General features: G+C 60.7%; 12 protein-coding genes. 1 reads left to right on the top strand and 11 read right to left on the bottom strand.

The features are described 5' to 3' along the window. Window positions 1-29: 29 nt before the first annotated feature. The 5 genes from AACH32_RS08585 to AACH32_RS08565 all read right to left on the bottom strand — a co-directional run bounded on the left by AACH32_RS08585 (window position 30) and on the right by AACH32_RS08565 (window position 5,865). Window positions 30-851, bottom strand: a complete 822-nt coding sequence (locus AACH32_RS08585) for a glutaredoxin domain-containing protein (RefSeq protein WP_338606379.1) — start codon at window positions 849-851, stop codon at window positions 30-32. 2 nt (window positions 852-853) lie between these two features. Continuing rightward, window positions 854-1,267 (bottom strand): glycine cleavage system protein GcvH, encoded by a 414-nt coding sequence (gene gcvH / locus AACH32_RS08580; protein ID WP_338606378.1) that lies wholly within the window; start codon window positions 1,265-1,267, stop codon window positions 854-856. A 122-nt stretch (window positions 1,268-1,389) separates the two neighbouring features. Further along, window positions 1,390-2,832: an aryl-sulfate sulfotransferase gene (locus tag AACH32_RS08575; protein WP_338606377.1), complete on the bottom strand. Its 1,443-nt coding sequence runs from the start codon at window positions 2,830-2,832 to the stop codon at window positions 1,390-1,392. A 13-nt stretch (window positions 2,833-2,845) separates the two neighbouring features. Continuing rightward, a complete protein-coding gene (locus tag AACH32_RS08570; RefSeq protein ID WP_338606376.1) occupies window positions 2,846-4,738 on the bottom strand; it encodes a TRAP transporter large permease in 1,893 nt (630 codons plus the stop codon). Between the two features lie 113 nt (window positions 4,739-4,851). Then, window positions 4,852-5,865 (bottom strand): TRAP transporter substrate-binding protein, encoded by a 1,014-nt coding sequence (locus tag AACH32_RS08565; protein WP_338606375.1) that lies wholly within the window; start codon window positions 5,863-5,865, stop codon window positions 4,852-4,854. A gap of 184 nt (window positions 5,866-6,049) precedes the next feature. Here AACH32_RS08565 and AACH32_RS08560 point away from each other — a divergent pair, with 184 nt between their 5' ends. Further along, the gene (locus tag AACH32_RS08560) at window positions 6,050-6,790 is read left to right on the top strand and encodes a FadR/GntR family transcriptional regulator (protein ID WP_338606374.1); all 741 of its coding nucleotides are present in this window, start codon (window positions 6,050-6,052) and stop codon (window positions 6,788-6,790) included. A gap of 233 nt (window positions 6,791-7,023) precedes the next feature. Here AACH32_RS08560 and AACH32_RS08555 read toward each other — a convergent pair whose 3' ends face one another. The 6 genes from AACH32_RS08555 to AACH32_RS08530 all read right to left on the bottom strand — a co-directional run bounded on the left by AACH32_RS08555 (window position 7,024) and on the right by AACH32_RS08530 (window position 12,002). Then, window positions 7,024-7,401: a VOC family protein gene (locus AACH32_RS08555; RefSeq protein WP_338606373.1), complete on the bottom strand. Its 378-nt coding sequence runs from the start codon at window positions 7,399-7,401 to the stop codon at window positions 7,024-7,026. Between the two features lie 63 nt (window positions 7,402-7,464). Further along, window positions 7,465-7,992 carry a gamma carbonic anhydrase family protein gene (locus tag AACH32_RS08550; protein ID WP_338606372.1) on the bottom strand — a complete coding sequence of 176 codons (528 nt, stop codon included), beginning with the start codon at window positions 7,990-7,992 and terminating at the stop codon, window positions 7,465-7,467. Window positions 7,993-8,007: 15 nt separating this feature from the next. After that, entirely contained in the window at window positions 8,008-8,205 is a 198-nt protein-coding gene (locus AACH32_RS08545) for a hypothetical protein (protein WP_338606371.1), read from the bottom strand. Beyond that, complete coding sequence (locus AACH32_RS08540) at window positions 8,202-10,166, bottom strand: TRAP transporter permease (protein WP_338606370.1); 1,965 nt, start codon at window positions 10,164-10,166, stop codon at window positions 8,202-8,204. The genes AACH32_RS08545 and AACH32_RS08540 overlap by 4 nt, the downstream gene beginning before the upstream one ends. A 108-nt stretch (window positions 10,167-10,274) precedes the next feature. After that, window positions 10,275-11,243, bottom strand: coding sequence for a TAXI family TRAP transporter solute-binding subunit (locus AACH32_RS08535; RefSeq protein WP_338606369.1), 969 nt, complete (start codon window positions 11,241-11,243; stop codon window positions 10,275-10,277). 78 nt (window positions 11,244-11,321) lie between these two features. Then, complete coding sequence (locus AACH32_RS08530; RefSeq protein ID WP_338606368.1) at window positions 11,322-12,002, bottom strand: GntR family transcriptional regulator; 681 nt, start codon at window positions 12,000-12,002, stop codon at window positions 11,322-11,324. Window positions 12,003-12,213: the final 211 nt, after the last annotated feature.

The raw sequence follows: 12,213 nt of genomic DNA, 5'->3' as shown, positions 1-12,213 counted from the left end.
TTACCGGCAAGCCGCCGGGAGTATCCGCCCTAGGCGATGGCGGCCATCACCTGGTGGGCCCGGGCCTTGCTGCGATAGATGAACAGGTCCTTGGCCTCCAGGGGGGCCAGCCCGGCGAAGCGCTCATCAGCCGCGGCCTTGAGATCAAAGGGCGTGAGCACGAAGGGGTGCTTGTTGCCCCCGGTGGCCTCTTTCACCCAGGCCGCTATCTCGCCGGCCTCCTCGGGCTTCAGGTATTCCACCGCGCCGTCCGGGCGCACCACCGGGCGCACCGCCAACGCGAAGCGGTACTCGGGGAACTTGGCCGCCAAAGCCATGGTCTTTTCCACCTCGGCCAGGTCATAGCCCTGGGCCGCGTACATGTCCTTGGTGCCGATGAGGCGCACGATGAGCACGTCGCCCAGGCCCTCGGCCAGCAGGCGCTCGAGCACCTGGGGGTTGCGGCCGTCGGTGTCCATCTCGAACTTCATGCCCGCGCTCTTGAGATAAGCCAGCGCCTCCACCAGCTCGTCGATGGCCTCGGGGTCGCCCTGGGAGATATGGATGCCGTCCACCCACTCGCCGTGCAGCAGGCCGACGCCGAAGAAACCGGCCACCTTGGGGGAGCTGACGTGGCCCACCACCACCCCCAGGCCCTGTTTGACCACCTGGCCGTCGAAGTAGACCGGGAATTCGATGCCGTCGGGGCCGCGGTATACCGACTTGCGGTTCTCACGATAAAACCGGTTGAACTCGTCCTTGCCCTCGGCCTTGATATCCAGGTCGCGGTACTCGACGCCCTTTTGGGCCATGTACTTCTTGGCGATCTTGCACCGGGCGCAACCGGTGGCGGTGTAGATGGTTACGGCCATGACTAAGCCTCCTTTTTGATAAGCCCCAGATAGTCCTCGGCCGAGAGGATGTCTTTTAACTGGGCGGGCTCGCTGGGCTTGACCTCGAGCATCCAGCCGTCCTGATAGGGGCTTTGGTTCACCAAGCCGGGTTCGTCCTCCAAGGCGTGGTTCACGGCCACCACCTCGCCGGATATGGGCATGAACAGGTCGGAGGTGGACTTGGCCGATTCGATCACGCCGAACTCGGCGTCTTGGTCCAACTCGTCGCCCTCGGCGGGCAGCTCCACGTAAATCACCTCGCCCAGTTGATCCTGGGCGAAGTCGCTGATGCCCACCTTCAAGGTAGCACCGGTGGCCTGAACCCAGGTGTGCTCTTTACTGTAGCGCAACTCAGCGGGAAAGAGCATTTCCTCGATAGATTTTGACGTGCTCATAACTTCCTCTCGCATTGCCTGTACGGGGTTTCGGCTTGGGCCGCCGTTCGGGCGGCCCCAGTCGGAACGCCGTCAGGCCCGGCCCCGGCCCAAGGTGGGCCGGGGCCATGGTCTGTTTGGTCTTAGTCCTTGACGTCCGCGTCGGTCACCACGCAAAGGGCGGTGGACTTCTGGTAAGGCACGGTGCCTTCGATCTCCACCACCGATTCGGCGCCGGGGGCGGCCGCGCCCGGCATGCGGCAGGTGGTCACGTCCACGGGCGCGATGGGGGTCTCGACGGGCTTGTCCAGTTGCGGCACCCAGTCGTAGGGCGAGCGGTAGGCCCGGTAGACCATGTTCTGGTTCAGGTTCTCACCCCAATAAGGGCTGATGTACTCCCACACCAGGTCGTGCTCCACGGTCACCTCCAGGATGCGGCCGCCGCTGCCCTCGGTGATCAGGGTGTTGCCGTTGGGCAGGCGCTGGGCGCTGGAGATGAAGGGGCTGTAGAAACGGTTGCTGTCGGTGGGGTGCACCAGGCCCGCTTCCTTGGGGGTGTACTGCCACACGATCTTCAGGGTGACCGGATCGAACTCCAGCACCCGGGAGTAGTCGCGCAGGGCGTTCTTGCAGCCCTTGGGGCTGCCGGGGTTGGGAGCGCCGTAGCCGCCCCAGCCGCCGTTGTCGAACACCAGGATGTTGCCCTCGCCGGGCAGGCCGCGGGGAATCATGTGGGCGTGGTGCTGGCCGATGATCCAGCCCAGGGCCTTGAGCTCCGGGGTCTCGTCGTAGTAGGGGCCCACCTTCCACACCACCTTGCCGGTGGCCTTGGAGATGATCCAGATGATGTTGGCCTCGCGGCCATCCACGATGATGTTGTCCGGGTGGAAACGCTCGTCACCCGCGTCGTAGAAGCGGTTGGGACCCAGGGCGGACATGGAGTTGATGTGCATCCAGTCGCCCATGCCGCCGCCCGCCGGGCGCAGGTTGGGATCGCGGCACAGGATGTTCTTGGCGTCCTCGTGGAAGCCGTACTCGTCGAAATGCTCGTTGCAGGCCCACTCCCAGACGATGTCTCCTTCCCAGGTGACCTCGTAGACCACGTCGTCCAGCAGGTTCTTGTCGCTGATGGCCGGGTTGATCACGTTCTTGTGGGCCAGGATCAGGGTGTTGCCGTGATCGTTGGGCATCTCCATGCCCGGCACGTAGTAACCCACCGGGTTGCCTTCGCGCTGGTAGTCATGGTGCATGCGCGCCATCCAGCGGGGCTCGTCGCCGGGGTCTTCCACGTACTCATACTGGTCGAACTTCCAGACCACGTTGCCGTCCCAATCCACCTGGATCAGGTCCATGTAGTCCTGGACGCTGTATTTGACGTTGCGCTCGCCGGAGTGGCCCATGACGTAGCCGCCGGGCAGCAGCTTGTTGGGGAAGCCGTGCAGGTTCTTCCAAAGCTTCACCTCGCGGCCGTTCATGTCGATGAGCAGGGCGCCCCGCTCCCTGGCCTGGAACAGCGTGTAGCCGTTCCAGCAGCGCTCGGGATCGTATACCGTGGCTCCAGTGGGATAAACAGTGGGGTATGTCATTATTGGAGTCCTTTCAATTAAGCAGTTTCGGCAGGAACAGGGTCACGGAGGGGAAGGCGAGCAAAGTAATCATGACCGCGATGTCGGCCAACAGGAAAGGAACGATGCCCTTGAAAATGGTGGTCAGCGGCACGTCGTCGGCCACGCCCTTCATGATGAACACGTTCATGCCCACCGGCGGGGTGATGAGGCCGATCTCCGAAACCACCACCATGACCACTCCGAACCAAATCAGGTCGTAGCCCAGCGATTCCACCACCGGCGCGAAGATGGGCACGGTGATGAACACCAGGGGCAAGGTTCCCATCACGCAGCCCAACAGGAAGCAGCAGGTGATGATGGCGGCTATGACCACGAAGGGCGGGACCGGCAGGTTGGCCGCCCATTCGGCCAGGTGCATGGGTATCTGGGTGGAAGTGAGGAAGTAGCCGAACACTGCGGTGCCGATAACCACCAAGAAGACCATGGCCGTGGTGCGGCCGGTGGCCAACAGCGAGTCCTTCATGTTCTTCTTGCTCACCCGGCGGCGAATGAGGCCGAAGATCAGGGCCCCGGCCGCGCCGATGGCGCCGGCCTCGGTGGGGGTGAACCAGCCTCCGTAGATGCCTCCCATGACCAGCAGGAACAGGCACATCACCTCCCAGGTGTCGGCCAGGGAGCGTACCTTTTCGGGGAACTTATGCTGCGGGCCGCGGGGTCCCAGGTCCGGCCGCAGCTTGGCCCAGATCATGATGGCGATGCAGTAGTAGGCCACCATGATAAAGCCCGGGATGATGCCGGCGAAAAACAGGTCCGCGATGGATTGCTCAACCAACACGCCGTAGATGATCAGGATCACGCTGGGCGGGATGAGGATGCCCAGGGTGCCGCCCGCGGCGATGGAGCCGGTGGCCAGGCTGTCCTTATAGCCGTAGCGTCGCATCTCCGGCAAGGCCACGGTGCCCATGGTGGCCGAGGTGGCCAGGGAGGAGCCGCTGACCGCGCTGAAAGCGCCGCAGGCCAGCACCGTGGCTATGGCCAAGCCGCCGGGCAGATGGCCCACCCAGCGGTAGGCGGCACGATAGAGCTTGTCGCTGAGCCCGGAGTGGAAGCAGATCTCGCCCATGAGCACGAAGAAGGGGATGACGCACAGGGAGTAGGAGGAAACGGAAGACAAGGGGACGGTCTGCAACAGACCCAGCCCCGCGTCGGTGCCGAAGCACCAGGCCATGCCGAAGGCGCCCAGGAAACCCAGGGCGCCGCCGATGAGCATGCCCGAGAACAAAAGGGCCAACAGGGCCACGCCCCAAATCCATCCATTGGCGTCGGGCTCGATGCTCCAATCGAACCAGCCAGGGGCCAGCACCCCCAGTATAAGGATGATGGAAACCAACCAGGACATGCCCGCCCAGACGCCCTGCTTCTTTTGCAGCAACTCGGCGGAGCTCTTTATGCCGTCCTTGACCAGGGCCAAGGCCAACAAAAATAGGCCCAAGGCGATTATGAGGGTAAGGGGGGTCTTGGATATCTTTAGCAGCAGCGTGGTGTCGTTTTCCACCCAATAGGTGTGGGAAATGACCAGGCTCTGCCAAGTGCACATGAGGAAGAACCAGCCGCTCAACAGCTGGGTGAAACAGGCCAGTCTGAGTTGGTTGAGGTCGGACATGTGCGAGGTGAAAAAATCCACCCCGATGTGTTTGTTGGCCAACTGGGCGTGGCCCATGGCGCCGAAGACCAACAGAATCAACATGATCTCTTCCAACTCCACCACTCCGGTGAGGGAGAAGCCGAATACGCTGCGCGTGATCACGTTGGCCGTCACCAAGAGCACCATGAGCAGGGCCATGGACGCGCCCACACCGTTGAAAATACGTGATACCGGTGTGATCGTCTTGGCCAGCCCGTCGTGCAACTTAAGGATTTGCATAACCGGTAGACCCTTTGCTCCCCATTCGTTATGGGGGAAGCTTCTAAACCGTCCCAAACACCCTCGACCGAGATGGCTCGGCCGAGGGTGCTTGAGCGGTAGGTTCGTTTGTTTTACTTGTTAAGCATCTTCAGGGCGTCGTCCAGCACCGCCTGGGCGGGCAGGCCCTTGGCCTCCAGGTCCTTGACCCAGGCGTCGCGCAGGGGCTTTACCCGCGCCATCCACTTGGCCCGCTCGGTGGGATCCAAGACGAAGAACTTGTCGCCCTTCTTCTTCATCCAGGCCACGTCGCGCTCCTGGGCCTGGTCAAAGTCGCGGCCGGACATCTTGGCCGCGGCCAGGCCGCTGACCTGCATGATGGCCTTCTGGTCCGTGGGGGAGATGCTGTTCCACTTCTTCTGGTTCATGATCACGTAGAAGCCGGTGGCCGAAAAGTCACCCACGGTGTGCGTGGTGAGGATGTCGGTCATGCGGCGGGGGCGCAAGGGAGGATAAGGCAGGAAGCAGCCTTCCACCACGCCCTTTTGCAGGGCCAGGAACACCTCGGGCATGGGCAGGGCCTCGGGGTTGGCGCCCAGGGCCTTGAGCATCTGCAGGGCGGCGCTGCCGCCGGCGGAGACGATGGCTCCCTTGAGCTCTTCCAGATTGCGCACATCGCGCTTGGTGAAGTGGAGCTGGAAGGCGGGGTTGGTGTAGAACCACAGCACCTTGACCTTCTCATACTCCTTTTGCATGGCCGGGTACTTTTCATACAGCTTCCACAGTGCGGCGCTGTTGGCCTCGGCGCTGGAGGTGGCCACCATGGGCTGGTCCAGGATGCCGCTCAGAGGGAAGCGGTCCTGGGCATAGGTGGGGCAGGAAAGACCGGCGTCGATCTGGCCGGAAACCGTGGCGTCAAACACCTGGGTGATTTTGGCCAGGGCACTGGCGTAGAAAATGGTAACCTTGACTCGTCCGTCGGTTACTTTTTTCACTTGTTCGGCCCAGTTTTTAAACACGCCCTTGGCCAAGGGATGCTTGGGCCCATATACGATGTTGAGGCGGATGTTCATGGCGGAGGCCAGTGTGGCCGTCCCAAATACCAGCAGGAGAAGGGTAGCGAGGATCGCGAGCGATTTGGACCTCATTTTAGAGACCTCCTTGTGTGTGACAACGTTGGCGCCCCCCTATTGTTAATACGTATTACGTTTTACCTACACATGATGTATCTTGCTGTGTTAGTATTTGTCAACCGAAAAAGTTGCAAAGCGCCAAATTTGGGATTTTGTAGATCACAAGGTAACTTACACAAGGTCACAAGGGGACGGTAAATTGAGCCTCAAGGCGGTGGGAAAACAGGAAAACCTCTACGAAGTCGTGGCTTCGGAGATACGCGAGGCCATACTCACGGGGGCTCTCAAACTGGGCGACACCTTGCCCAACGAGACCAAGCTGGCGCGGCAGATGGCTGTAAGCCGACCGGTGATTCGTGAAGCCCTGCGCTATTTACAGGCCCAAGGCCTGATAAAAATCAACCGCGGAACCAAGGGCGGGGCCATGGTGGGGCGCATCGACCATCTATTCCTTTTGGAAAACGTGGCCGATCTCATCCGCTTGCGCCAACTTACCGTGGACCACCTGGTCCAGGTGCGCCAATTCGTGGAACCTGAGGTGTTTCGCTTGGCGGCCACCAATGCCACCGACGAGGATTTGATCGACCTGGAAAACATCATCGATGAGAGCTATTACGAAAATAATCCCGACGAAAAAAGAGACATTACCGGTAATTTCCACCGGGAAGTGGGCCGGGCCTGCGGCAACCCCATCTATGCGGCCCTGATAAACCGTGTCCTGGATTTCACCCTGGCCTTTGTGACCGCCCTGAAACCCAAACATTTGATTCTGCACACGGATGAAGATCACCGCGGCATTTTGCGCGCTTTGCAACAACGCGATGCGGACCTGGCCCAACAGTTGGCCTTGGAGCACGTGAAGAAGATCAATTCGCAAATGAAAAACCTGGAAACCGCCTGGCTGAAGATGGCCGCCGAGGAAAAGTCCAACGGCGTCTGATCCCCAACCCTCCGGCCGAACCTCCCCAATCGTTGTCCGATGGATCCGTCACCCCGGCCCCCTCTCGTGATCCTTTTATATTGATTATATATATTAGTTATTTAATATTTTTTCTTTATAATTTACTTTAATTATTTTTCGAGCTCATTTATGGCACATTAAAAAGGCGAGAGCGCGTTGCAACGCGCTTTCGCCATGCTGAAGTCCCCAGGCGGCCGCCCGCCCTGCCCCGATCAATCCCGGTGCAATATCTCGATCTTGACTCCGTCCGGGGCCAAGAAAAACGCGGCCCATACCCCCGGGCGCAACTCCATTGGCTCGATTACGAACTCGGCGCCCTTGGCCTTGAGTTCCTCATAGGCCCGTTGCACGTCGTCCACCCAAAAACCCAGCTCATAGGTTCCCCAATGCAGGCCGCTCTGGGGTTCGGGCTCGTCGTCGCGCTGGGGAGAAAAGGCCAGAAACACGTCGCCCACCTTCATGCGCACCAGGGGCATGCCCCGGGCCTCGATGCGCGCCACCACCTCGCCGCCCAACATTTTTTGATAATAGGACACCGCCGCTTCAAGGTCTTGGCAGCGCAGGTGAACATGATCCAGCTTGAGTTCCATGGGATGTTTCTCCTGGGGGGCAAAAAAGGCGGAGCGGCGCTCACGGCAACCGCCCCGCCCTGTTCACAAGGTTTGCGAACGGTAGATTTTGGCCTTGGCGGCCAGGTCGGCCAGTTGCCGGGCCACCTCTTCGCGCTCGGCGGGTTTCAACTCGCGGATCACCTTGGCCGGCTGGCCCAACACCAGCACCCCTTCTGGGATCTGCATCCTGGGCGGCACCACCGCCCCGGCTCCCACCAGGGCTCCGGCCCCCACCACCGCGCCGTCCAGCACGATGGCCCCGATGCCCACCAGGGCCCCGCTGTGCACGGTGGCCCCGTGCAGGCACACCTGGTGGCTGACCAGGGCGCCGGGGGCCACGATCACCGGCTTGCCTTGGGGCGATTCCAACAGGGCCAAGTCCAGCACCGCGCTGCCCTGGCCCACCTCGATGACATCATCGTCGGCCCTCAGCACCGCGCCGGGCCAGACCATGGCCCCGGGAGCCAGGGTAACCTTGCCGATTATCCTGGCCGAGGGGTCCACAAAAGCGGTGGGGTCTATTTGGGGCGCGTTGCCGTCAAAGGGGGTCACCATGGAGCCGTTGGGCATTTTCGCGTCCTTTTCTCAGTCTAGGGTTTTCCCGTTGTCCTCGATCTCTTCCGGGTTCCGGTTGGCGCGGTAAAACAAGATAATGATAAAGCACCAGGCCAACAGGCCCAACAGGAATAGGTTGTAATGGGTCACCCCCACGTTGGTAATGCGGGCGTACCACATCAACACGGCGGTGATTACCAGGGGAAGCCAAGCCAACCAGCGCTTCATGCCGCCACCTCCGTTACCAAGGCGCCTTCCCGTTTGGTTTGCCGCCAGTGCAAAATCATGATCACCACGAAAAGTATCCAACCGATGAGATCGGTCAACAGGTCCGGATGGAACATCATGAGGGCCACCACGCCCATGACCAGGCGAATGGCCCAGCCCACTCTCTTGAGCATCCAGCCCTCGGTGGTCACGGTCAGGGCGTAGATTCCCGCGAAACCGCCGGCCACGGCCGAAACGACGTGATACCAGTCACCCACGAAGACTATGGCCGGGTTGTAGACGAACACAAAGGGCAGGATGTACTTGGCTATACCCAAGCGGAAGGAGTGGAATCCCGTCTGCATGGGGTTGGAGCCCGCTATGCCCGCCGCGGCAAAGGAGGCCAGGGCCACCGGCGGGGTGATGGCCGAAACCAGGCCGAAGTAGAAAGCGAACAAGTGGGCCGCTATGGGGGCCACTCCCATCTGGGTAAGGGCCGGGATGACCAAGGCCGCCAGGGTAATGTAAACCGCCGTGGTGGTCAGGCCCATGCCCAGGATGAGCGAAGCGAACATGGTGAGCACCAGGGCGATCCACAGCTCACCCCCGGCTATGGAGACGATAACCGTGGTGAACTTGAGCCCCAGCCCGGAGACGAACACGCAGCCGATGATGATGCCCGCCGTGGCGCAGGCCACCGACACGCTCACCGCCTGGCGCGCCCCCTCTTCCAGGGCCGAGAAGATCTGCACCGGGGTCATCCTGGTTTCCTTGCGCAGGGCGCTGAGCACCAGGATGGAGATAATGGCCCAGAAAGCGGCGAACATGGGCGTGTAGCCCACCACCATGAGCACCACGATAACCAGGATGCTGATGAACAGGTGCCCGCCGCGCTTGAGCTCCTCCTTCAGGTTGGGCAGCTCGCTGCGGGGCACGGTGGCCAGGTTCTTTTTGCGCGCCTCGAAGTGGACCATAACGAAGATGGAGAAGAAGTAGATCAGCGCTGGGAACAGCCCCGCCAAGGCCACGTAGAGATAGGGAACGTTCATGAACTCGGCGATGACAAAGGCCGCGGCACCCATCACCGGCGGCATGATCTGACCGCCGCTGGAGGCGCAGGCCTCCACCGCTCCTGCGAAATAGGGACGGTAGCCGATGCGCTTCATCAGGGGGATGGTGAAGCTGCCGGTGGTGACCACGTTGGCCACCGCCGATCCCGACACCGAGGCCATCAGGCAGGAGCTGACCACCGAGGCCTTGGCCGGGCCGCCCACCCGGCTGCCGGTGATGGCCATGGCTACGTTGATGAAAAAGCGTCCCGCTCCCGAGCGCACCAGTATGGCCCCGAAGAGGATGAACAAGAAAATATAGGTGGCCATCACCATCAGGGGGATGCCGTAGATACCGTTCTCGCGCATGAACAGGTAGTCGATGATGGTGAACCAGTCGCTGGGCGGGCCGTAGAAAATCCAGAAGAAATGATCGGAAAAAGACGTCTGCACCAGGAAAAAGGCGGCGATGATGACCATGGCCCAGCCCACCACCCGCCGGGTCACCTCCAACAGGAGGATCAACAGGGTGGTGCCGGCGTAGATGTCCAGATCGCTGAGGTCGCCCCGCCGCAGGATAAAGGAATCCAGATCCCACAGGGTGTAGACCTGTATGGCGATGGTCAGCCCTATGAACAGCAGGTCAACCCCGAACCAGGCGTTCTTGGGGGCGGTCCAGGATGCGCGCCCCAAGGGCCGGAGCAAAAAGCACAGCACCATCACAAAGGCCAGGTGGGTGGATCTAAAGGCGTGGGCCTCCAGCGATCCGGCGTAGGCCACGTAAAGGTGGTAAACGCTTAGTCCCAGGGAAAGCAGGCAGATGAACAGCTCCAGAGGGTAGGCGAAGACGCCCTTCTTCTGGGCCAGCATCCATTCCAGGATGCTCTGCTTCTTGCCCTCCTCGTACTGTATTTTCTTCTCTTGTGTTGCCAAGGCTCGCTCTCGCTGTGGTTGGACTGACTAACTGCAGGGGTTGCCTACCCGGCCGCCCGAAAGCGGCCGGGTAGCACCCGTTGTGGTTTCATAAGGTCCGAGGCAGCCTTACTTGGCTATGTGCATTTCCTTGTAGTAGCGCATGGCGCCGGGATGCACGGGGATGCCGACGCCGGCCAGGGCCTTGTCAGGCTTGGAAGCGTCGATGGCCGCCTTCTTCACCTTGGCCAGTTCGGGCCAGTTGGCGTAGAGGGTCTTGACGATGTTGTAGGCCACGTCGTCGGGCACGTCCTTGTTGATCACGATGCAGGTCACGGTGCCCACCGCGGGAACCGGTGCCTTGAGGCCTTTGTAGGCGCCGACGGGAATATCGGTGGCCATCAGACCGGGCTCCATCTTCAGAATCTTGGCCATGTGCTTGGCGTCAACCGGCAGGAAACGGATGCCCGGGCGGAAGTTGAGGTCGATGATGGTGGACTGGGGGCAGGAGGTCACGGCCATGTAAGCGTCGCTGTGGCCGTCCTTCAACAGGGCGGCGGAGTCGGAGTAGCCCACGAAGCTCACCGAGCCGCCGTTCTTCTTGATGCTCTCAAAGGTGATGCCATAGGCCTTGAGCACCAGCTCGGCGATGACCGTGCCGGTGAAGCCGACCTTGCCGGGCACGATGCGCTTGTTGGCCAGGTCGGCCACGCTGAAGATCTTGCTGCTCTTGTCCACGGCCATCTGGAACACGCCGGGGTACAAGGACATCAGGTGACGCAGGTTGGTGTTCTTTTTGTCGAACTTGCCGCGGCCGTTATAGGCGTTGTAGGCGGTGTGGGTATAGGTCCAGCCCAGGTCCGCCCGGCCGCCGTTGACCGCCTTGCAGTTGCCCACTCCGCCGCCGGGGCCGTTGGAGGTGGATATCTTGAGGTTTTTCTCGACGATGCTCATCATGGCCGACCCCAGGGGATACCAGGAACCCCCCTCCGGACCCGAGAACATGCGCAGGAATTTGGTCTCGGCCATGGCCGCCGGCGCCATCAGGCAAAGGCTAAGTACGACCGCCACCGCGATTAGGCAAAACTTCTTCGGCATTCTTCCCTCCTACGGTAAAGATGAACTTGTTTTTCTCCTCGATTTTTCTAGGTGAAGCGGCGCGGCGGGACCAAGCGATCAACCCCAGAGCTTGATCCTGCTGCGTTCCTCTACTTGAGTTCTTATGCCCTTGAGCATGCGTTGCTGGCCTATCGATATGTGATGGGTCATCACCTGCTTGGCCTGCTGCACGTCGTGGGCGGCCAAGGCTTTGAACAACTCCTCATGCTGGTGCTCGGCTTCGCTCAAGCGCTCGATGGAAAGGCGCTCGGGCCGGTAGCGCAGATAGATGCGATCGAACAACTGGCGCAAATACACGGTCCCGTTTTTGTGGCCGCTGTAGCGGGCGATGGCCAAGTGGATGCGCGCGTCGCACCACAAGCGCTCTCTACAGTACACCTCGCCGCGCACCGAGCGGTGGCCGTCCAGCAAGAGGCGCAACTCGGACAATTCGTCATCGCTGATGCGCTCGGCCGCCTTTTCCACCAGAAAACCTTCCAAGAGCACCCTTAGTTCGTAAAGCTCCAGGGCTTCTTCCAGGTCCAACTCCGGCACGGAGTAGCCCTTGTTGGCCTCCCAGTGAACCAGGCCCTCGTTTTCCAGGCGAACCAGGGCCAGATTGACCGGCGTCTGGCTCATTTCCAGCCGCTTGGCTATGTCTTGGTAGCGCAGCTTTTGTCCGGCCACCAGTTCGTCATTTAACAGCATCAGCTTGATCTGCTGATATGCTTTTTCGACCAAGGTTTGTGCGCTTTTCAATAGTTACGTCCCCTTCGGTTAACCGCGCTGACAGTATCCGCAGCCCCTCCACCAAACCATTGGGGTGACGGCCGAAATCTTTTGAAATATAGTTTATTACTTATTATTAAATATAATATTTTATATTATGCTATCGTTCGGCAAGTCAAGCGGTGATAGCGCCAAGGTCGCTTTATTTTTGTTGCCGGAACAAGAAGACCGCGCCTTTATG

This window comes from Desulfoferula mesophila (assembly GCF_037076455.1).
Taxonomy (GTDB): Bacteria; Desulfobacterota; Desulfarculia; order Desulfarculales; family Desulfarculaceae; genus Desulfoferula; species Desulfoferula mesophila.
Note: the sequence above shows the minus strand (reverse complement) of the source record. Positions and strands in the feature narration are given on the sequence as shown.